Below are 21810 nucleotides of genomic sequence, written 5' to 3' on the forward strand. Positions count from 1 at the left end.
GGTAATTTTACTACCAGATATCGTTTATAATCACTGAGGGATATGAAATGACTATCCGCGTAGCAATTAACGGCTATGGCCGTATCGGCCGCAACGTACTGCGTGCTCTGTACGAAAGCGACAAAGACTACCCAATCGAAATCGTTGCCATCAACGATCTCGGCGACGCCTCCATCAATGCTCACCTGACCAAATACGACTCTGTACACGGTCGTTTTAACGCCAAAGTTGAAAACGATGCAGAAGCCATTTACGTCAACGGCGACAAAATCCTCACCTTCTCTGAGCGTGACCCAGCCAAGCTACCATGGGCCGACCTCAAGGTTGATGTGGTATTTGAATGTACCGGTATCTTCACTTCCAAAGAAGCCGTACAGCCACACCTGAATGCCGGTGCCAAGAAAGTCATCATCTCAGCCCCCGGCAAGAACGTGGACGCCACCGTAGTTTACGGTGTTAACCAGCAGGTCTTGACCAGTGACATGACAGTTATCTCTAACGCGTCATGTACTACCAACTGCCTGGCGCCTTTTGCCAAGCCACTTAACGATGCCATTGGTATTGAGTCAGGCCTGATGACCACCATCCACGCCTACACCAACGACCAGCGTCTGTCTGACGTGTATCACAGCGACCTGCGCCGAGCCCGTGCTGCTGCCATGTCCATGATCCCAACCAAGACTGGCGCTGCAGCTGCCGTAGGTCTGGTGGTTCCTGAGCTGCAAGGCAAGTTCGATGGTCTGGCGGTTCGCGTACCTACTGTGAACGTGTCTCTTGTTGACCTGTCATTCATCGCCTCTCGTGACACCACAGTAGCCGAAGTGAATGACATCATCGAAAAAGCACTGGCTGCCGATGAAGTTCTGAGTCAGGTTCTGGCGGTAAACAAAGAGCCTCTGGTGTCTATCGACTTCAACCATAACGCCTATTCTTCCAACTTTGACGCAACCCAAACCCGAGTGAGTGGTCGTCTGGTGAAAGTGATGGCTTGGTACGACAACGAGTGGGGCTTCAGCAACCGTATGCTGGACAACGCCGTTGCATTGATGAACGCCAAATAAAACGTTCTGATAGTGAAGAAGGCCCTTAGGGGCCTTTTTTGTTGTCTGCTATCGGTAAACTCATCGATTAGCCTGTTATCCTCACTTGCAGGATCCCATGCACATGTTGCAACAAGCGCCGTTTGCCTTGTATCTACCGGATACTTCAGTGGACACCCAAATTAAGCCCAGCCGAAGGGGGCGTGGGATCACTCTGTTCCTTATAGGAGGTCATTTTAAATATTACGGGTCACCCGTTTGCCCTCCCCTCCATTTGTATGACCTTAATGCATTCATCTTTTTAAAGGGATAGGCGCCTGATTGGAAGATAAAAAAGCCCCGCATTAGCGAGGCTTTCTTTGTTTAGGTTAGGTTAGGTTAGTTGAGGCCAGCCAGCGCTTCTTTACACAGGCTGGTGATCCTATCCCAGTCGCCTGCTTCCATTGCATCTGTGGGGGCAATCCAGCTGCCGCCAATGCAATCCACGTTCTTCAACGCCAGATAATCACGGTAGCTTGACGGTGTGATGCCGCCGGTCGGGCAAAAACGAATGTCGGCCAGTGGCCCCTGGAAGGCTTTGAGGGCATTAACGCCACCTGAGGCTTCAGCCGGGAAAAACTTAAAGTGACGATACCCAAGCGCCATGCCGGCCATCACTTCAGAAATACTGGCAACACCTGGAATGAGTGGAACCGTACCTTCCATGGCGGTTTTAAGGAGCTCAGGATACGCACCGGGGGTGATGATAAACTGCGCGCCAGCCTCTACTGCCTGACGAAGTTGCTCTTCGTTGAGTATGGTTCCTGCACCCACGAGGGCTTCTGGTACTTCAGCGGCGATTTTACTGATAGCATCCAGTGCACAGGACGTGCGCAGCGTGACCTCCAGTACGCTGATACCACCGGCTACCAGAGCTTTCGCCAGCGGCACCGCATGCTCCAACTTATTGATCACCATAACAGGCACAATCGGACTGCGCTTAAAAATATCTTGTGGTTGTAAAGACCAGTTATTCTCAGACATCGGTTGTATCCTTTCAGGCTCAATAAAGTTCATCGATTGCTTCGGTGCAACGGGCACCGGTTTCGGGACTGCTGAGATTTTGTCTGAGCGCGCCGAAAAGTTCCCTGCCCATGCCATAACGGGACTTTCTTAATTCCACCGGTGCGGCAGTGCGGCTTTCAAGCTCGGGAGCCGAGACCAGCAAGGACAGTTCACCGGTAATGGCATTGATACGGATAAGGTCACCGTCCTGAACCTTGGCGATAAGACCGCCATCCAGAGCCTCAGGCGTAAGGTGGATTGCCGCAGGTACTTTGCCTGATGCACCGGACATACGACCATCGGTCATCAACGCCACTTTAAAACCGCGGTCCTGCAAGGTACCCAGGATGGGGGTTAGTTTGTGCAGCTCAGGCATGCCATTAGCTTTGGGTCCCTGACCTTTCACCACAACCACACAGTCTCTATCAAGCTCACCGGCTTTAAAGAGGGCATCCAGTTTGTTCTGATCATCAATGACCACCGCTGGGGCTTCGACGATACGATGCTGCTCCTGGACTGCCGAGACTTTGATAACGGCGCGACCAAGGTTGCCTTTCATCAGTTTAAGGCCGCCATTTGACTGGAATGGCTCTGCAACACCGCGCAGTACCTCTTGGTCCAGACTGGTAACAGGACCATCAACCCAGGTGAGCTGACCATCAATGAGTCTTGGCTCCTGGGTGTAACGGCGCAGACCGTAGCCTGCCACTGTATTGACATCTTCGTGGATAAGACCTGCATCCAGCAGTTCTTTCATCAGGAAGGCCATACCGCCCGCCGCATGGAAGTGATTGATATCCGCGTGACCGTTGGGATAAACACGGGCCAGCAGAGGAACGGCATCAGACAGCTCGGAAAAGTCATCCCAGTTGATGATGATACCGGCGGCCCTGGCCGCAGCCACTATGTGCATGGTCAGGTTGGTTGAACCTCCGGTGGCAAGCAGCGCAACTATGCCGTTAACCACGGATTTTTCGTTGACTATCTCACCTATGGGTGAATACTGCAGCCCGTTTTCGGTCAGGCGACAAACCTGCTTGGCGGCCATTTTGCTGAGTTCGGTTCGCAGTGGGTCGTCCGGGTTCACAAAGGATGAGCCTGGCAGTTGCAGCCCCATCACCTCGAGCACCAGTTGATTGGAGTTGGCAGTACCATAGAAGGTACAGGTACCGGCACTGTGATAAGAGCTTGCCTCGGCTTCGAGCAAGGCTTCGCGGTCCACCTTACCCTCAGCGAATTTTTGACGCACACGGGCTTTTTCCTTATTGGGAATGCCTGAGCGCATGGGCCCCGCAGGTACAAACAGCATTGGAAGGTGGCCAAAACTCATTGCACCAATCAGCAAGCCGGGCACGATTTTGTCACACACCCCAAGCAGCAGCGCGCCATCAAACATGTTGTGGGATAAGCCTACGGCGGTCGCCATGGCTATCACCTCACGGGACAGCAGCGACAGCTCCATCCCGGGTTGGCCCTGAGTTACACCGTCACACATGGCGGGTACGCCACCGGCCACCTGGGCAACACTGCCTACTTCATTACAGGCGGCTTTGAGCAGCTCAGGATAATGTTCATAAGGCTGATGGGCAGACAACATGTCGTTAAACGCAGTCACAATGCCAATATTGACCTTGGTGAGTTGGCGCAGCGACTGTTTATCTTCTGCGCCACAGGCGGCGAAACCATGGGCCAGGTTGCCGCAACTCAAGGCAGAGCGATGAACCTTTCCACTGCGGGCTTCCTGCAGCGCGGCCAGATAAGCACTGCGACTTTCTTTACTGCGTTCGATGATCCTGTCGGTCACCGATTTGACTACGGGGTGCATAACTTGCCTCCTTAAGCGCTCCAATACACGTCGACCGGGGTTTTGTGTTGACCCAATACCACTCGAATTGGCATCGCTTTTATATCGTCGCTTTCGAGCGCCTGACGATAGACGCTGAGCTTTTGTTCGCCCACCAGATGCAAATAGATTTGGCGGCTGTTGAGAATCGCTTTTTTGGTCAGAGTGATCCGCTCATGTGGCGCCGTTCTTGGTGTCACGGCTTCACACAAAGCGTCACTGTCCAGTGCCCGCATCAGGTCGTCAGAGCATGGGAACCAGGAACAGGTGTGTCCATCGTTGCCCATCCCCAATACAACCACATCGAACGGGCGTGGCACGTTGGCCAGATGTTCAGAAGTCATGGCTGCGCCCTCTTCTGCACTGGCAAACATATTTTTAAGGCCGCGAAATTTGGCTGATGCGGCACGGTTTTGCAGCAAATTTTCACGCACCAGACGCTCGTTGGAGTCCTTATGGGCGTTGTCTACCCAGCGCTCATCGGCGAGCGTAACAAAGACCTCGTTCCAGTCGATGGCTTTATTGGACAAGGCCTTGAACAGTTTGAGCGGCGTGGAGCCGCCACTTACCACCAGGCTCGCCTTGCCGCGGGCATCCACCGCATCCTGCAGTTGGCGCGCGATACGGTCTGCCAACTGGGTTTCCAGCGAATCAGTGTTATCGAATGATTTGAATACCGCTTCTTTCAGCACCTTGGCCTCCTTATTCATCCCAGGAACGCCCATCTTTGGTGATGAGCGCTACCGAGGCCACCGGCCCCCAGGTGCCCGCAGGATAGGCTTTCGGTCTTTCGTTACCCGCTTCCCACGCCTGAATGATGCCATCAACCCAGGTCCAGGCCTGCTCTACTTCGTCGCGGCGAACGAACAGCGCCTGGTTACCGAGCATGGCTTCCAGCAGCAGACGTTCGTACGCATCGGCAATGCGCTCGTTTTTAAAGGTGTCAGAGAAGCTGAGATCTAACTTGGTGGTTTGCAGACGCGTCTTTTGCTCCAGACCCGGCACCTTGTTCATCATCTGAATTTCAACACCTTCATGGGGTTGCAGACGAATGGTCAATTTGTTCGGTGGCAGATTACGGTAACTGGAGCGATACAGGTTGTGCGGTGGATTTTTAAAATGCACCACAATTTCTGAACTTTTGAACGGCATACGTTTGCCACTGCGCAGATAAAATGGCACACCGGCCCAGCGCCAGTTGTCAATATCCACACGCAGTGCCACAAAGGTCTCGGTATTGGAATTAACGTTTGCGCCTTCTTCCTCGAGATAGCCTGGAACCGGGCTGCCCTTCAGGAAACCCGCAGAGTATTGGCCACGTACCGTGTTTTCGTTGACGTTATCCATGTTGATTGGGCGCAGCGACTTAAGCACCTTTACCTTTTCATCACGGATAGAGTCGGCATCCAGGTTTACGGGTGGATCCATGGCGACCAGTGTTAGCACCTGTAACAGGTGGTTTTGGATCATGTCCCGCATCTGGCCGGCTTTATCGAAATAACCCCAACGACCTTCAATACCCACTTCTTCTGCAACGGTAATCTGCACATGATCGATAGTGCGGTTATCCCATTTGGACGCAAAGAGTGAGTTGGCAAAACGCAGTGCAATCAGGTTTTGTACCGTTTCTTTACCCAGGTAATGGTCGATGCGATAAACCTGGTTCTCATTGAAGTATTGAGATACCTGGTTATTGATAACTCGGGAAGATTCGAGATCTGAGCCAATTGGCTTTTCTAGGACAACGCGGGTATCGGGGAAAATCAGATTTTGTTCGTGCAGACAGCGGCAGATATCGCCGAAAATGGCAGGAGGAGTAGCAAAGTAATTAACCATGACCCGCTTTTCAGGTTCAAGCAGCTCATGGAATGCACTGTACCCTTCTGACTCGGTGAAATTGGTACCGACATAATGGCAGCGGCTGACGAATCTTTCGATAGTGGTTTCGCAGAGGGGATCTTTAACGAAGGTGGTCAGTGCCGTCTTAACCAGCTCACGAAATTCTTCAGTAGAGAATGCATCTTTGGCAACACCGATGATCTTGGTGTCGTTGTGAAGCAGTGTTGCCTTATCCAATTGGTATAAAGAGGGAAGCAGTTTGCGCCTCGCCAGGTCACCTTTGGTACCGAAAAGGACAAAATCACAAGCTTTTGCCCCTGATGTTGTATTGCCCATTGCTGCAAGCTCTCCTTTGTAATCGGCTTCGCCGTATGCTGGACGGCCAGAAGCCCTTTTGTTGTAATATAACAACAGAATCTGATTTATGCATCCATATTTTGCAAATTCGTCTACACCGTCTTACTAGGCAGTTAAACAAGAATTCTGTTATTATTTTTGTGCTTAAATTACTGTTGGCAGTAATAAGTTGGTGTGAAATCACCGCGAAAACTGTAAGCGGCAAACCACTTTGTGATCCAGGCAGCAAATTGAAACGCTGTGATCAGAAAATAAAAAAATAACACCTTCATCAATAGCGGACGTACGCGTATGAATACCCTAGAAAAGGTCCAGAAAAGTCTAAACCAATTCAGCAAGTCAGAACGCAAAGTTGCCGAAGTGATTCTGGCCTCTCCCCAAACTGCGATTCACTCCAGTATCGCTACCCTGGCCAAAATGGCCGATGTGAGTGAGCCTACGGTTAACCGTTTCTGCCGTCGCCTTGATACCAAGGGCTTTCCTGATTTTAAGTTACATCTGGCCCAAAGTCTTGCCAACGGCACACCCTATGTCAGCAGACACGTGGAAGAAGATGACTCGCCAGAGTCTTACACCACTAAAATCTTCGAATCTTCAATGGCTTCCCTTGATACTGCACGTCAAAGCCTCGACATGCAGGCGATCAATAAAGCAGTAGATATTCTGACACAGGCCAAAACTATTTCGTTCTTCGGCCTTGGCGCTTCGGCTGCTGTGGCCCACGATGCGCAAAACAAATTTTTCCGCTTCAATGTACCTGTCATTTGTTTCGATGATGTGTTGATGCAGCGCATGAGTTGCATTAACAGTAACGAAGGTGACGTAGTGGTGCTTATCTCTCACACTGGCCGCACCAAGTCACTGATTGATATAGCAAGACTTGCTCGCGAAAATGGCGCAGCCGTGATAGGCATTACCGCCAGAAACTCACCCTTATCAGTTGAATGTACCTTGTCGGTCACCATGGAGGTGCCGGAAGATACTGATATGTACCTGCCAATGGCGTCCCGCCTTGCACAATTGGTCGTAATTGATGTACTCGCAACTGGATTTACCTTAAGACGCGGTCCAAGATTCAGGGACAGCCTGAAGCGCGTAAAAGAAGCATTGAAAGAATCCCGGATCAATAAAGACCCGATCCTGTAAGTTGATTCCAACCCAAATTTGGTAGTCAGACACAGTGCTGGCTACCATTTACCCGCCTAAAACCGGCGGTTTCTCACAAAAATAAAAAGCTTGAGATAGATCATTTTGTTTGTAACTTTCCTACATAATGCGCCAATGTCTGTTAATATAGTCTTCAGATTAACTTGAAACTTAACGGAGTAACTCATGTTCCGCAGAACCAAAATCGTTACTACCCTTGGCCCAGCCACAGACCGTGACGATAACCTGCGCCGCATCATTGCGGCTGGTGCTAACGTAGTCAGACTTAACTTCTCCCATGGTTCACCAGAAGATCATCTCGAGCGCGCAACCCGTACCCGTGCCATAGCCAAAGAGCTCGGCGTGCATGTTGCTATCCTTGGTGACCTTCAGGGGCCGAAAATCCGTGTATCCACCTTTAAGGACAACCGTAAAGTACAGTTGGCCTTAGGTCAGGAATTTATCCTGGATGCGGAGCTGGCCAAGGGCGAAGGTGACGAAACCCAGGTAGGTATCGACTATAAGGAGCTGCCGGACGACGTCAGCATCGGCGATATCCTGATGCTCGACGACGGTCGTGTTCAGCTGAAAGTTGAACGCGTGGAAGGTCGCAAGGTGTTTACCACTGTGACGGTTGCCGGTCCATTGTCTAACAACAAGGGCATCAACAAGAAAGGTGGTGGCTTGTCTGCCGCGGCACTGACCGAAAAAGACAAAGCCGATATCATCACCGCAGCCCGCATTAACGTTGATTACCTGGCTGTGTCTTTCCCTCGCAGCGGTGCAGACCTCAACTATGCCCGTGATCTGGCGAAAGCCGCCGGCTCCAATGCCATGATTGTTGCCAAGGTTGAACGTGCCGAAGCTGTTGCCTCTGATGAAGCCATGGATGATGTAATCCTGGCATCCGACGCTGTGATGGTTGCCCGTGGCGACCTGGGCGTGGAAATCGGTGATGCAGCACTGGTAGCCGTGCAGAAAAAGCTTATCAGTCGCTCCCGTCAGCTGAACCGCGTGGTGATCACTGCGACTCAAATGATGGAGTCGATGATTACCAGCCCAATGCCAACCCGCGCCGAAGTGATGGACGTGGCAAACGCAGTGCTCGATGGTACTGATGCAGTGATGTTGTCTGCCGAAACCGCCGCCGGTGACTTCCCGGAAGAAACCGTACGCGCCATGGCCAATGTGTGTGTGGGCGCAGAATCTCATCCCAGCGTAAAAGTGTCCAAGCACCGCATGGATGAGCGTTTTACGTCGGTTGAGGAAACCATCGCGCTTTCAACCATGTACGCAGCAAACCACCTGGACGGTGTAAAAGCCATTATCGCCCTGACTGAATCCGGAGCGACTGCACAGCTGATGAGCCGTATCAGCTCCTCATTGCCCATCATTGCCCTGTCGCGTCACTCAACCACTCTGGCTAAGATGGCTTTGTACCGTGGTGTTCAGCCTGTGTATTTCGACTCTACATCCTTCAGAGCGGATGAAGTTGCTGCCCAGGCGCTCGAAGCGGTACGTGCTGCCGGTTACCTCGGCAGTGGTGATATGGTGCTCATGACCAAGGGTGATGCCATGGAAACCATCGGTGGTACCAACACCTGCAAGGTACTTATTCTGCCCTAATGGCGGTTGGTCATCTTGTCTTTATAACCCGGCGTAAGCCGGGTTATTTTTTACCTTCTATTCTTGTGGGAATTCTTTTGTCCAACTGCCACCGAACTCCTCACAACCATGACCAAACCCACAGTTCGGCTCAATAAAAAAGGTACGCATTGGCGTACCCTTTTCTTCTATTTAAACCTGCTATGGCTGAACTAACACAGGTTGTTTTACCTGTTACAAGGCACTGAACTCGTCAACATTGACAGCGGCCAGGCGCAGTTCGTCAGCCTTCAGTACTTTATCGTGCTCTTCCTGACTGATAACGCCTTGTTCAACCGCTTGACTGAGCAATGCGGCACTGACGCCTTTGCCTTTCAACTTGCCTTCTTTTTGAGCGGAACGCAGTTTTTTGTATATGCTACGACACTCGTATTGTGCCAGGAAGGCTTCTTCAACTTCGGCAATACCGCCCTTGTCGCCATCGAATGATGGGCACAGGAACGTCAGACGCTCACGGGCCGGGCCGGGTTTAAGCATGGCCTCCACGACCTGAGTAGCCAGTTTGTCAGACGGGCCTTTGAAGTGGTTACCGAGTGGGAACACCAATGCGCGCAAGAGCCAACCTACCGGACGCAGCGGAAAGTTTCTCAGTGCATCTTCCAGTGCCTTCGCGGCCTTCATCAGACGGGTCTGCATCACATAATGTACAGTGGGCAAATCATCATGTTGGCGGCCATTGTCTTCAAAAAGCTTCAGCGTAGCCGATGCCAGATACAGCTCAGACAACACATCACCCAAACGGGCAGAGAGCATTTCACGGCGCTTGAGTTCGCCACCCAGGATAAGCATGGCCATATCAGTCATAATGGCCAGCGCTGCCGACATGCGGCCCATATGTTGGTAATAACGTTTGGTATCCCCACTTACAGGCGACTGGGCAAAACGGCTGGCAGTCAGCGCTGAAAACAGACTCGACAAGGCATTGCGGGTCGCGTAACCCATGTGTCCGAGCAGCAAATCGTCAAAGCGCTCCAGGGCTGCATCTATGTCTTCCATTCCGGCGGCTTCCATTTCAGCCAGCACATAGGGATGGCAGCGTGTAGCGCCTTGCCCGAAGATCATCAGGCTACGGGTGAGGATATTGGCTCCTTCAACCGTAATAGAGATTGGATTGGCCATATAGGCATGACCCAGATAGTTTTTGGGTCCCAGCTGGATGCCTTTACCGGACTGAATGTCCATGGCATCGTCCATCACTGCCCTGCCCATCTCTGTCATATGGTATTTGGCAATGGCCGTCACCACAGAGGGTTTTACTTTAAGATCAATTCCTGTAGTGGTTAAACGCCGTGCTGCTTCCAACTGATAGGTGTTACCTATGATGCGGGCCAACGCTTCCTGCACACCTTCAAAGTGACCGATGGACATGCCGAACTGTTTACGCACATAACTATAGGCAGTGGTGGTTTTGGTGGTCACATGACCCGAGGCAGTAGCCAGCGCAGGCAGTGAAATACCCCGACCGGCCGACAGGCACTCAACCAGCATACGCCAGCCTTTACCTGCATACTGAGGCCCACCGATTATCCAATCCAACGGAATAAATACTTTGTCCCCCCGGGTAGTTCCATTCATAAAGGCCATGTTCAGTGGATTGTGGCGATTACCGATTTCAACGCCGGGATGACTGGTTGGAATAAGCGCACAGGTAATGCCGATATGTTTCTTATCTCCCAGCAGACCATCAGGGTCTTTCATTTGAAACGCGAGACCCAACACAGTCGCAACGGGCGCCAGGGTAATATAGCGCTTGTTCCAGGTCAGTTCGACGCCAAGAACCTCGTTGCCATTAAACTCGCCGTTTTTGACCACGCCGACATCGGGAATTGCGCCCGCATCAGAGCCCGCTTCAGGTCCGGTCAGGGCGAAACAGGGAATTTCTTCGCCTTTGGCAAGCGAAGGTAACCAGAAATCTTTTTGCTCCTTGGTACCGTAATGAGTCAAAAGCTCACCGGGCCCCAGCGAGTTGGGTACCATCACGGTTACCGCAGCGCTGACACTGCGACTGGCCAGCTTGGCAACAATGGTGGAGTTGGCATAGGCCGAGAAACCTTTACCACCGTACTTTTTCGGAATAATAAGCGCGAAGAAGCCTTCTTTCTTGAAGTAGTCCCACAGCTCGGGTGGCAGGTCTTTGCGGTTATGAACGATGTCAAAATCGTCAATCATCGACAATGCGGTCATTACCTGATTATCGAGAAACTCTTTTTCCTCAGCTGACAAGGTTGGTTTGCCATAGGCGTGCAGGGCTTCCCAATTGGGTTTGCCGCGGAATAATTCACCTTCCCACCACACATCACCGGCTTCCATGGCTTCACGTTCGGTGTCAGAAAGCGGTGGCAACACACGTTTAAAAAAGGCAAAAACCGGCTGAGTGATAAACTTCATCCGTAAATCTTTCACCGCGAACAACACTATCACCGCTGCGATTATCAATAACAACAAGATGGTCATGGCAATTACTCCTGTTATGCCTTGCTGACCGGGACGGCAACGCCGGCGGCCATATAGGGAATGACTTTACGGATAACAGACTCTATGTCGTTCTGTTCTTTGAAGTCGGCTTCAGCAATTTCCATCAGGGCATCGGAAGAGGCCATGGTGAAGACGACTGTTCCCAGGGTGAAGTGTAGACGCCAAAACATCTCTGCTGGCGGAATGTGAGGCGCGCTCTGGCTGACGACCTGAACAAAACGGTCCAGGTGCTCACCATAATGAGTAGTAATAAACCAGCGTAAATGGCCCTGGCTTTCAATATAACCACGGCCAAGTAACTGTAGAAAAATTCGGGTGCCTTCTGTTCGCACCTTGTTAAGGTCCAACAGCGGCCTCACCAGCGCCGAGAAAATAGTCTCAAGTGAGGCGTTTTCGTTGTTTTGAACGAGCTTTGTCAGCTCTGTTGATGCGCCAGGCATAAACACGTCGAGATAACGGGCAAGCACAGCACGAATAAGCTCTTTTTTGGAGCCGAAATGGTAGTTGACCGAGGCCAGGTTCACTTCAGCCTTACTGGTAATGAGCCTCAGGGAGGTCTCTGAAAACCCCCGCTCCGCGAACAACTTTTCCGCTGCGTCAAGAATTCGGGTTTTGGTGTCGGATCGATTCGCCATTCCGTGACCTATGATTAATTTAAAACACTCGTTTAAATTAATCATAGGCCAGTGCCTTGTCAAACGAAATCTGAACAGCTGTTTACATTGTCCGAAATTAAGTTTGAATTCACATAGTAATTTTTGTGTGTGCTCGTTAGACTTTCGCCGTTCAATAATAACAAGGATGCAACCTGATGACCCAAGCCAAGACCCAAACGAAGGTTCACACATTGTTACGCCCCGCCAAATTGGCCTTGGGTGTAGCCCTTGCACTCGGCCTCAGCGCCTGTCAGGACGAGCAGCACTCAGTTGCTGTTAATAAAGACGTTGCTGCAGTTACTGCGGTGTCCTCTAACGTATCCACCCAGGATGCGATTGATTTTATCAATCAGGCGGAAGCCGAGCTTGCCGCGCTGTCTCTAGAGGCTAACCGTGCAGAGTGGATATACAGTAACTTTATCACCGAAGACACAGCATCCTTATCGGCCGCAGTTAACGAAAAGGTGACCGCCACGTCGGTACGTTTAGCCACTGAAGCTGCCAAATTTGCGGAAGTTGAGCTTGATGCCGTGAACGCCCGTAAGCTCAATATGCTCAGAAGCGCACTGGTTCTGCCCTCGCCACTCGATCCTGCAAAAAATGCCGAGCTGGCCGGTATCGTTGCCCAGCTCAACGGCCTCTATGGCAAAGGCAAATACTGCTTTGCCGATGGTCGCTGCCTGACCCAGCCAGAGCTCTCTGCCCTGATGGCCGAATCCCGTGACCCTGAACTCTTAAAAGAAATCTGGGCTGGCTGGCGTGACATTGCCAAACCCATGCGTCCGCTGTTCGAACGCGAAGTGGTACTTGCCAATGAAGGAGCCAAAGACCTGGGCTTTGCCAATTTGTCTGAGCTGTGGCGCAGTCAATACGATATGGCGCCTGATGCATTTTCCACCGAACTTGACCGCCTCTGGGGTCAGGTAAAACCGCTTTATGATTCGCTGCATTGTTATGTGCGTGGTGAGCTCAACGCGCAATACGGCGACGATGTGGTGCCAAGAACCGGTCCAATCCCGGCACATCTCCTGGGTAACATGTGGGCCCAGCAGTGGGGCACCATTTACCCTCTCGTTGCACCAAAGGATGCTGACCCAGGCTATGACGTGACAGCCCTGCTTGCCAAACAGGGTTACGATGAGCACAAAATGGTGCAGCAGGCCGAGAGCTTCTTTACTTCACTGGGTTTTGACAAGCTCCCCGATACCTTCTGGAGCCGTTCATTATTCGTGCAGCCCAAAGACCGTGATGTCGTCTGTCACGCCTCTGCCTGGGATTTGGATAACGCGGATGATATCCGTATCAAGATGTGTATCCAGAAAACCGCAGAAGACTTTACCGTGATCCACCACGAGCTGGGCCACAACTTCTACCAGCGTGCTTATAAGAATCAGCCTTTTATCTTTAAAAACAGCGCCAACGATGGCTTCCATGAAGCCATTGGCGATACGGTCGCCCTGTCCATCACACCCAAGTACCTGCAGCAGATTGGTCTGCTGGATACGGTTCCCGATGCGTCAAAAGACATTGGTCTGCTATTAAAACAAGCCCTGGACAAGGTCGCTTTCCTGCCCTTTGGTCTGATGATTGACCAGTGGCGCTGGAAGGTATTCAGCGGTGAAATCACGCCTGCGAACTACAACCAGGCATGGTGGGATCTGCGCTTGAAGTATCAGGGTGTGATGGCGCCTGTTGCGCGATCAGAAGCCGATTTTGACCCGGGTGCAAAATACCACGTGCCGGGCAATGTCCCTTACACCCGTTACTTCCTGGCTCACATTCTCCAATTCCAGTTCCACCGTTCCCTGTGCGACGTGGCCGGTGACCAGGGCCCGGTGCATCGCTGCTCGATATACGGCAACCAGGAAGCCGGCGCCAAGCTCAATCAAATGCTGGAAATGGGTTCGAGCAAGCCCTGGCCCGAAGCGTTGGCCGTGGTGACTGGAAAACAGGAAATGGACGCCAGCGCCGTACTCGACTATTTTGCGCCGCTGAAAACCTGGCTCGACGAGCAAAACACCCACGCCAATCGCCAGTGTGGTTGGTAAGACATTAAGTGAGCCGATGCTGACCTAGACTTCTCTGCTGCCTTTCGGTGGTTAAGCACAGGAATGACAGTCAGCCGCACCATCATTGGTCAACATAAAAAGCCCGGTAACAACCGGGCTTTTTATTATTTCTATTCTTTCTATTCTTTCTGTTCGTTGGGGACCTGATTTTCTTACGGCATGGGTGCCTTGTTGCGGGAGTGGTAACTCAGCGGCGGGCCCCTTTACGATTGGTCTCCCGACTGTGCACCTTTGCGGCATCTGATTTACGCAGCATCACATACAGGGCTCCTGCGCCCCCTTCTTCTTTTATTGCTGAGTGATAGGCACTGACATCTTCAAGACGGCTAAGCCAGGTGCAAAGGGCTGATTTCATCAATGCTTCAAACGGCTGATTACCTGAACCTTTTCCAGGTATAAGCAAAAGGTTCCGATCACCTCTAAAAAGGGCAGAATCTATCAGGCCAAGCAGCACCTCACGCGCCTCTTTCAGCTTTAAACCGCGGAAGTCATGCCGGACTTTTGCTTCATAGCGACCCAGTCGAAGTTGTTTTAATACCGCCTCCTGCACCCCTTCACGGCTGAAACTCACGACCTCAGCCCCTTTTACCCGAGTCAGCTCAGCGGGATGGATGGGCAAGAGTTCAAGTCGCTCGTCGCTGTCGGCGGCTTCTCGACGTATTTTCGCCGCCTCATCGTCACAGGTACTCTGCAGAAAATGGTGTCTGTCAGCCTCTTTAAGTGGGATCACATCGGCCATTTCCGCCATGAATAAATCCAGTTCTTCACGCTGCACGCTGCTATCCTCTAACGCTGGAAGTAACACACTTTGTAAAGATATGCCGCTTGGGTTGCGGCCTCTCATACATTATATTTGGCCCATAATAGCGTTATTTAAGTAAAACAGATGAGAATTTTTCCGATATTGTTGAGCCTGATGCTCTCGTTTGCTGTTTTGGCAAACAACGCCCCGCAAACGAAAGATGACATTGCCATCAATAAAACCTATGACCTCTTTTCTGAGGCCTTCGACAAGCTGAATGCTGCCCTGATAGGCGAGGCATACACCGAGAGTGCCTGCTATATACCCGAGCGTCACGATAAAGAAATTATTCGCGGACGCGATGCCATTGTGTCTGTTTATGAAAAGTTTTTCGGCAAAATCCGCAGTAAAAATGCCCGTATCGAAGTGGATTTCCGGGTGATAGACCGCAGTCGCGCAGGCGATTCAGTGACGGATGTTGGTTATTACCTTATTCGATTCCATCCGGCCAGCGACACCGGTGAACCCGTCAGTGAATACGCAGGCAAATTTGTCACTGTCTCCAGAAAGCAAGCCGATGGCAATTGGCTCCTGTCCATCGATTCCAGCAACCGCTCAGAGCCCAGGTTTTATTACCAGACACAGCCTGTGGGTGAACTCTATTTCGGACAAAGGTTCATCTCACCCGATGTTGCCAAAAAACCCTAACCTCTGATCTGACAGCTGAGTAGTAAGATTATGTCCACTCCCTGCCCTTGCGGCCTCGCAAGCTATCACAGCTGCTGCGAGCCCTTCCACTCTGGCAACAGGCACGCCCAAACGCCGGAATCCTTGATGAGGTCTCGCTACAGTGCGTTCGTGCTTAACTTGTGGGGCTATTTGATTGCAACCCATCATCCAGGCCATCTTCATGGGCTTAACGAATCCCAGCTGGCCGAGGGCCCACATCCAGAGTGGCGAGGTCTCACTGTACACGAAAGTAAAAGTGATACCCTCAGCGGAGAGGTGTTTTTCACCGCCTGGTACCTTGAAGCCGGCAAGCTAGATGGCATTTGTGAACGTTCATCATTCGTTTTCGAGCAAGGTAAATGGTTCTACACCCACGGAAAGCAGTATGCACCTAAGCTTCCCGGAAGGAATGACACCTGTGTATGTGGCAGCGGTAAAAAGCTCAAACACTGTTGTTTGAGAAGTCAGTAGCTTTAAAAATGACAAAAGCGCCCATGGGCGCTTTTTTAATGCACGGTAATGAGCCGGTCCTGACCGATAAATTTTGAGAACTCTGCTTCACGCAATGCCGGGCTATAGAGGAAGCCCTGTGCCTGATGGCAAAGGTTGGCCGCTAAAAACGCCTCTTGTTCCGGGGTTTCGACCCCTTCTGCGGTCAGTGACAGATTCAAGGCCTTCGCCATGGCGATAATGGCGCTTACAATTTCCTGACTTTCCCGGCTGATAGTGAGATCGGAGATAAACGAGCGGTCAATTTTAATCTTACTGATGGGAAACTGTTTTAAATACCGCATTGAGCTGTAACCGGTACCAAAGTCATCAATGGCAAGCCCCACCCCGAGTTCAGCGAGTTCCTGACACAGGTTGGTGGCATAACGGATATCTTCCATCAACTCGGTTTCAGTAATTTCCAAAATCAGCGTCTTGGGCTTGAGGCGATAACGGGTAAGCAACTGCCATACCTGCTCATAGAGATTACCGCTGAAAAACTGCCTCGCGGACACGTTCACGTGCATGGAGATGTCCAGATTGTGATGCTGCCATAAGTTGAGCTGCCGACAAGCCGCTTCCAGCACCCAACTGCCGATGGCAGTAATCAGTCCCGATTGCTCGGCGATATCAATAAACGCCCCGGGATAAAGCACACCTTTTTTAGGGTGGTGCCAGCGGATAAGAGCCTCTGCACCTGTGTAGCGATCGTTTTGCAGATCGCGCAGCGGCTGATAATAAAGCTCAAATTGCCGTCCTCGAATGGCCGAGTGTAAGTCACGCTCAATCTGCGCATCGTCTTTAAAGGCGCTGAGCAGCGTGTTATTGAATATTTGAATCGCAGCACCCTGCTTCTTCTTGGCATATTGCACGGCAATGTCGGCACAGGTGAGCGGCGCAATCAGATTGCTGACCGAGGCGATATCGACAATGGCCAGCGCCGGTTTGGGATCAACCTGTTCCCTGCCTATCTGCACCGGTGCTGAAAGATGTTGATAAAGGCGATTGCTGATAAATTCGACTTCGGCACTGAGTTTTTCGCCAAGCAGCAAAATAGCAAATTCATCGCTGCCGACCCGGGCAATTTCTGTCGCCTTATTGATGTCAGAGAAATGCCTCAAACGCCGCGCAATCTCCATCAGCAGCGCATCGCCCTGCTCATGACCATAGGTATCGTTGAAGCGTTTAAAACCGACCAAATCTACCAGTAGCAATTGCCCCTGCTGAGTGCGGTCGAGTACCCGATTGAAATGGAGGCGGTTGTAGAGCCCGGTTAACGAACACCGCCAGGCAAGGCGCTCTAGCTCCTGTTGGTAGTTGTGCTGCTCGGAATTATCTTCACAAGTGACCAGCACATAATAATTACCACGCTCGGTAACAAACTGACTTGCCTGATAATTCAGCCAGTAGTCGCGACCATCATAGCGCTTGAGCTTAACCTCTCCCTTGGCGCTGAGACCACGAAACACCCGTCCGAGTACTTCTTCTGCCAGCCGTGGGTGCTGAGTGAAAAAGTCCAGTTGCCTTAGAGAGCGGCCAATAACCTTTTCTCTTGGTACACCGGTAATGTCACCGTGTGCCTTATTGACGTATTCGACGGTTTCGGTGTGCAGGTTAATCAGCATGAACACCTGCTCAGACTGTTCCACTGCACTCTTAAACAGTGAGAGCTTTTCTTCTTTGTCGTAGGTATGACGGGTCGCCAGCGCCAATGCCAGCTGATCTGCCACCTGGCTTGCGATATGAAGCTCGCTGTCGCTCCAGCGCGCACCTATGCTGCGCTCAAGGCTCAGTACACCTTCAATGTGACCGTTTATCCGGATAGCCACTTCGAGGGCAGAATGGACGCCATTGGGAGTAAAGTAGCAGGACGCCAACTCAACGAGTCTTGGGTCATTGGCCACATCAAAAGCATCGATATGGCGTCTGCTTTCAAGTTCTTTCAAATAACGTGGACAATCGCTGATTTGAGCAGGGCGCCTGGCACTGGGTTCCAGTCGGTGTTTGCCGAAGTGTGCAACCTGATATTGGCTGGAGAGCAGTGCATCAAACGCCCACACGCTGGCGTCACAAAGCCCCAGTGTTTGACACAGGAGCTCGGTAGCCAGTTCGGCGGTTTTTTCGAAGTCACCTTGCTGCTTGGCAGCAGAGTGAACTATTTGATCGACCAGAAATTGATATTTACGCCTTTTCACTCAGTTCCCTAAATCCCAGGGTGCGGGAAATGACGGACGTCTGTGCGCCCTATTCTAAATTATTGTTATTTTTTATTGGTTTTCGACTGTACATCAGCTGATTAGTTTGTAGCAACAGCGCGTACAATTAAATTTTCACAGTCCCTGTTCCAATTGAAAAATCATTTTTTCCGCGGCCACATCAAAGGTAATTCTGAGGCAAACTCCTGCTTCAGTGTGGTCTATCTGCCCAGAGACATTGGCAAACCGTTTTACCGCCAAATCGCACAAATGCCGTGCTTTGGTATCTGCATCCTTGCCTGAAAACTCCAGGGTCAGTTCTGTATCTTCTTCTGCTATTACGGCACCTATATCGACAAAGCTGCCACAGTCGGTACAGGTATCGTTAACGCTGGATGCTTGATTCGCTTCAATGGCTTTCATAACGCCAAACTCCTTCGTGAAGACATATTCAGGTTAAATTAGTGCAACTACAGAAAATTATAGGCAAATTTGCAAAATCAAACCCTGTCTTGCATCAAACCATTGCCATCAGGTTTCGATTGTCTGCGTGCTCCATCAGTTTTCCGAGTGCACGCTGCGCTTCAAGGATGTCGTTAAAATGTTGGTGTGTGGGTAAGGCCGGCCGCGCGTCAGAATAGTAGCGACGCTGCACAGTGTGTGAGCAGTTATTCAACGCAATTAACATATCAGCAGGAAGGTCGCCGCGGATGACGACAGGTTCGGGCAAGAGTGCCTGACTTAAATGAAATGCCTTTTTACCAAAGGTTCTGAAGACACCACTGTTATCCATACAGTCTTCAGCCCCGGGTTTGGCGACCAGAGGCTGTTGGGGTGGCAGCTCAAAATGTTTTTGCAGCTTTTGCTCAACCGATTCGTCGCCGGATAAGCAAAACTCTGCAAAATCACGGGCATCCTGGGACAACATTGCCAATATCAAGCCAAAATCGCCCCTGCGCCCCTCTTCAACAGCACGGGCAAGGCGGTCTCCTACTTGACTTTCATTGACTAAACCAGCAGCAATCTGCATAAAAAAACATCACAAAAACAGGTCGTTGTCATTTAATCGACCAATCGGCGCCTAACTTTAGCCTTTTTTGCAAATTTAGCCTTTACATGACTATCGATTCTGCTTACTATGGCCGCCGCTGATGAGGAGGGGTTCCCGAGTGGCCAAAGGGATCAGACTGTAAATCTGACGGCTCCGCCTTCGAAGGTTCGAATCCTTCTCCCTCCACCACTTCAGCAACGCAAAAAATGTAAAGCAAGAAACTCGTGGAGGGGTTCCCGAGTGGCCAAAGGGATCAGACTGTAAATCTGACGGCTCCGCCTTCGAAGGTTCGAATCCTTCTCCCTCCACCACTTGTTTCTTTCACTTTACGCCATGATGGAGGGGTTCCCGAGTGGCCAAAGGGATCAGACTGTAAATCTGACGGCTCCGCCTTCGAAGGTTCGAATCCTTCTCCCTCCACCATCTTCTTTGCCTTGGCCGGCAGAATCTGTTGTAACTCACCTCGCAAGTCTTTAATCTCCAAATGCAATAATCTCTGTCAGTTTTGATCCTGACGCTGTGAAATCCTGTTGATTTTTCATATTATCCAAGCTCGTATTGCAAAACACAGGACTCCCCATGAGCCTCCCCATTTGCACTAATTGGGTAGCCAATGCCATCGGCAAAATTGAAGCCGACTTTCAGCGCAGCGCCGACACCCACCTGATTAAGCTCGAATTACCGATGCTCGACGGCATCGATATCTATTTAAAAGACGAAAGCACCCACCCCACCGGTAGCCTCAAACATCGTCTGGCCCGTTCATTGTTTCTGTACGCACTTTGCAATGGCTGGATTAAAGAAGGTACGTCGGTCATCGAGTCCTCATCCGGCAGCACTGCGGTGTCTGAGGCCTATTTTGCCCGCCTGCTCGGTTTACCCTTTATTGCGGTGATGCCAAAGAGCACCGCCAAGCGCAAAATCGAACAAATTGAGTTTTACGGCGGACGTTGCCATTTTGTTGAACATTCCAGCGAGATTTACGCCGAGTCAGAGAAACTCGCCAAAGAACTGGGTGGCCACTACATGGATCAGTTCACCTACGCCGAACGGGCCACCGACTGGCGCGGCAACAACAACATTGCCAACGCTATTTTTGGCCAGATGGAGCGCGAACCCCATCCCATCCCCAGCTGGATTGTGATGAGTCCCGGCACCGGTGGCACCTCGGCGACCATAGGTCGCTATATCCGCTATCAGCGCCTCGCCACTAAATTGCTGGTGGTCGACCCGCAGCACTCGGTGTTTTACGACTACTTCAAAACCGGTGACGCCGGTATTACCTGTGAAAAAGGCAGCTGTATTGAAGGCATTGGTCGCCCCAGGGTGGAGCCTTCCTTTATTCCAGGCGTGGTGGATGAGATGCTTAAAGTCGCGGATGTGGACTCCATCGCCACCATGTATTGGCTCGAAGCCTTAATCGGCCGTAAAACCGGCCCCTCTACAGGCACTAACCTCTATGGCGCACTGAAACTGGCTTCCCAAATGAAGGCCCGCGGCGAAACCGGCAGTATCGTTACGCTTATCTGCGATCCGGGCGAACGGTATCTGGATACCTACTACAACAGCGACTGGGTAAGTTCGCACATTGGCGATATCACGGCAGCAAGTACGGCGCTTGCCGCCTTCAGTGAAAGTGGCAAGCTGTGAGTTCCTGATGCCCCAATAAAAAAGCTCCCTCGGGAGCTTTTTTATTGGCACGACCGAAATGAGCGATTTACCAAATTAATCGATATTCAAATACTTGTGGGTTTGAATAGACAGACGCCAATTACGTGCAATGCAGGTTTTCATGGCAAGCTCGGTGGCGCGGGGCTTTTGGCTGATAGGCTGCAAACAAATGGTTTTGCCGCTGGTATCTATGCCTTCGAGCAGCGCATCGAGCTCATCGATATGCGCATCTGTGGCCACCGGATGTTTGATTTCATTGGCGCGAACGAGGGCCTGTTTCAGCACCGGGTAGCCACCTTTCATATTGATCTTGGGCGATACAGTCACATAGGTGCGGTCGGAGCAGTGCACCTCAAAGGTCCCGCTTGTTTCTATCTGGCAATGAAATCCCTCTGCTTCAAAGCCTTGGGTCAAATCGGTTAAATCGTGCATACAGGGCTCGCCGCCGGTGATCACAACCAATTTGGCGGTAAAGCCCTTTTGATTAAATGCAGCAACCAAAGATGAGGCAGAATGCATAGCCCAGCGGCCTATGCTGCCGTCCACCTGAATGACATCCGCTGGCGCCACTTTACTTTGCTCGAGTACATCCCAGGTTTGGGCGGTATCGCACCAGGGACAGGCTACCGGGCAGCCCTGCAGGCGCACGAAGATAGCGGGCAGACCCGTATGGCTGCCTTCACCCTGAATGGTTTCAAAGACTTCGTTGATGGGATACTCGGTCATCAGGACTCGCTCAGTTGGTGTCGTTGCCATGGCTGGGCAACGACTGACATTCAATTCGGCCGGCTGTTATAGA

18 protein-coding genes and 3 tRNA genes are annotated in these 21810 nt (G+C 51.4%); 10 read left to right on the forward strand and 11 right to left on the reverse strand.

Going from position 1 to position 21810, the window contains the following annotated elements; all coding sequences use genetic code 11:
- Positions 1-47: 47 nt before the first annotated feature.
- Positions 48-1061, forward strand: coding sequence for a type I glyceraldehyde-3-phosphate dehydrogenase (gene gap / locus SAMA_RS09435; RefSeq protein WP_011759921.1), 1014 nt, complete (start codon positions 48-50; stop codon positions 1059-1061).
- A 357-nt stretch (positions 1062-1418) separates the two neighbouring features.
- On the opposite strand, the gene SAMA_RS09440 is transcribed toward gap, so the two are convergent.
- From SAMA_RS09440 to zwf, 4 genes are read right to left on the reverse strand one after another with little or no spacing between them, the layout of a single operon-like run.
- Positions 1419-2063 (reverse strand): bifunctional 4-hydroxy-2-oxoglutarate aldolase/2-dehydro-3-deoxy-phosphogluconate aldolase, encoded by a 645-nt coding sequence (locus SAMA_RS09440; protein ID WP_011759922.1) that lies wholly within the window; start codon positions 2061-2063, stop codon positions 1419-1421.
- 19 nt (positions 2064-2082) lie between these two features.
- Complete coding sequence (edd, locus tag SAMA_RS09445) at positions 2083-3909, reverse strand: phosphogluconate dehydratase (RefSeq protein ID WP_011759923.1); 1827 nt, start codon at positions 3907-3909, stop codon at positions 2083-2085.
- A gap of 11 nt (positions 3910-3920) precedes the next feature.
- Positions 3921-4619 (reverse strand): 6-phosphogluconolactonase, encoded by a 699-nt coding sequence (gene pgl, locus SAMA_RS09450; RefSeq protein ID WP_011759924.1) that lies wholly within the window; start codon positions 4617-4619, stop codon positions 3921-3923.
- Between the two features lie 10 nt (positions 4620-4629).
- A complete protein-coding gene (gene zwf / locus SAMA_RS09455; protein WP_011759925.1) occupies positions 4630-6102 on the reverse strand; it encodes a glucose-6-phosphate dehydrogenase in 1473 nt (490 codons plus the stop codon).
- 312 nt (positions 6103-6414) lie between these two features.
- On the opposite strand from zwf, the gene SAMA_RS09460 reads away from it, so the two are divergent.
- Positions 6415-7269, forward strand: coding sequence for a MurR/RpiR family transcriptional regulator (locus SAMA_RS09460; protein WP_011759926.1), 855 nt, complete (start codon positions 6415-6417; stop codon positions 7267-7269).
- 186 nt (positions 7270-7455) lie between these two features.
- Complete coding sequence (gene pyk, locus SAMA_RS09465; protein ID WP_011759927.1) at positions 7456-8895, forward strand: pyruvate kinase; 1440 nt, start codon at positions 7456-7458, stop codon at positions 8893-8895.
- 213 nt (positions 8896-9108) lie between these two features.
- Here the strand turns inward: pyk and SAMA_RS09470 are convergent, their stop codons facing one another.
- Together SAMA_RS09470 and SAMA_RS09475 are read right to left on the reverse strand one after the other, a co-directional pair.
- Positions 9109-11388: an acyl-CoA dehydrogenase gene (locus SAMA_RS09470; RefSeq protein ID WP_011759928.1), complete on the reverse strand. Its 2280-nt coding sequence runs from the start codon at positions 11386-11388 to the stop codon at positions 9109-9111.
- A gap of 14 nt (positions 11389-11402) precedes the next feature.
- Entirely contained in the window at positions 11403-12044 is a 642-nt protein-coding gene (locus SAMA_RS09475) for a TetR/AcrR family transcriptional regulator (protein ID WP_041410314.1), read from the reverse strand.
- A 176-nt stretch (positions 12045-12220) separates the two neighbouring features.
- Between SAMA_RS09475 and SAMA_RS09480 the strand changes: the two genes are divergently transcribed.
- The gene (locus SAMA_RS09480; RefSeq protein WP_041409788.1) at positions 12221-14113 is read left to right on the forward strand and encodes a M2 family metallopeptidase; all 1893 of its coding nucleotides are present in this window, start codon (positions 12221-12223) and stop codon (positions 14111-14113) included.
- A 208-nt stretch (positions 14114-14321) separates the two neighbouring features.
- Here SAMA_RS09480 and SAMA_RS09485 read toward each other — a convergent pair whose 3' ends face one another.
- Positions 14322-14909 carry a Smr/MutS family protein gene (locus tag SAMA_RS09485; protein WP_049757880.1) on the reverse strand — a complete coding sequence of 196 codons (588 nt, stop codon included), beginning with the start codon at positions 14907-14909 and terminating at the stop codon, positions 14322-14324.
- A gap of 111 nt (positions 14910-15020) precedes the next feature.
- Between SAMA_RS09485 and SAMA_RS09490 the strand changes: the two genes are divergently transcribed.
- Together SAMA_RS09490 and SAMA_RS09495 are read left to right on the forward strand one after the other, a co-directional pair.
- Positions 15021-15584: a YybH family protein gene (locus SAMA_RS09490; protein ID WP_011759932.1), complete on the forward strand. Its 564-nt coding sequence runs from the start codon at positions 15021-15023 to the stop codon at positions 15582-15584.
- 30 nt (positions 15585-15614) lie between these two features.
- On the forward strand, positions 15615-16076 hold the full coding sequence (locus SAMA_RS09495) for a YchJ family protein (protein ID WP_011759933.1): 462 nt from the start codon (positions 15615-15617) through the stop codon (positions 16074-16076).
- Between the two features lie 35 nt (positions 16077-16111).
- Here SAMA_RS09495 and SAMA_RS09500 read toward each other — a convergent pair whose 3' ends face one another.
- The 3 genes from SAMA_RS09500 to SAMA_RS09510 all read right to left on the reverse strand — a co-directional run bounded on the left by SAMA_RS09500 (position 16112) and on the right by SAMA_RS09510 (position 19319).
- The gene (locus SAMA_RS09500) at positions 16112-18289 is read right to left on the reverse strand and encodes a putative bifunctional diguanylate cyclase/phosphodiesterase (protein WP_011759934.1); all 2178 of its coding nucleotides are present in this window, start codon (positions 18287-18289) and stop codon (positions 16112-16114) included.
- Between the two features lie 135 nt (positions 18290-18424).
- Positions 18425-18712, reverse strand: coding sequence for a DUF406 family protein (locus SAMA_RS09505; protein WP_011759935.1), 288 nt, complete (start codon positions 18710-18712; stop codon positions 18425-18427).
- A 94-nt stretch (positions 18713-18806) separates the two neighbouring features.
- Positions 18807-19319, reverse strand: a complete 513-nt coding sequence (locus tag SAMA_RS09510) for a VC2046/SO_2500 family protein (protein ID WP_011759936.1) — start codon at positions 19317-19319, stop codon at positions 18807-18809.
- Positions 19320-19444: 125 nt separating this feature from the next.
- On the opposite strand from SAMA_RS09510, the gene SAMA_RS09515 reads away from it, so the two are divergent.
- From SAMA_RS09515 to SAMA_RS09530, 4 genes are all read left to right on the forward strand, one after another.
- Positions 19445-19529 (forward strand) — tRNA-Tyr (locus SAMA_RS09515).
- Positions 19530-19566: 37 nt separating this feature from the next.
- Positions 19567-19651 (forward strand) — tRNA-Tyr (locus SAMA_RS09520).
- 27 nt (positions 19652-19678) lie between these two features.
- A tRNA-Tyr gene (locus SAMA_RS09525) sits at positions 19679-19763 on the forward strand.
- A 156-nt stretch (positions 19764-19919) separates the two neighbouring features.
- The gene (locus tag SAMA_RS09530) at positions 19920-20990 is read left to right on the forward strand and encodes a PLP-dependent cysteine synthase family protein (protein ID WP_011759937.1); all 1071 of its coding nucleotides are present in this window, start codon (positions 19920-19922) and stop codon (positions 20988-20990) included.
- A gap of 75 nt (positions 20991-21065) precedes the next feature.
- On the opposite strand, the gene queE is transcribed toward SAMA_RS09530, so the two are convergent.
- Positions 21066-21737 (reverse strand): 7-carboxy-7-deazaguanine synthase QueE, encoded by a 672-nt coding sequence (gene queE, locus SAMA_RS09535; RefSeq protein ID WP_041409790.1) that lies wholly within the window; start codon positions 21735-21737, stop codon positions 21066-21068.
- Positions 21738-21810: the final 73 nt, after the last annotated feature.

The sequence above is a fragment of the Shewanella amazonensis SB2B genome (assembly GCF_000015245.1).
Classification (GTDB): domain Bacteria; phylum Pseudomonadota; class Gammaproteobacteria; order Enterobacterales; family Shewanellaceae; genus Shewanella; species Shewanella amazonensis.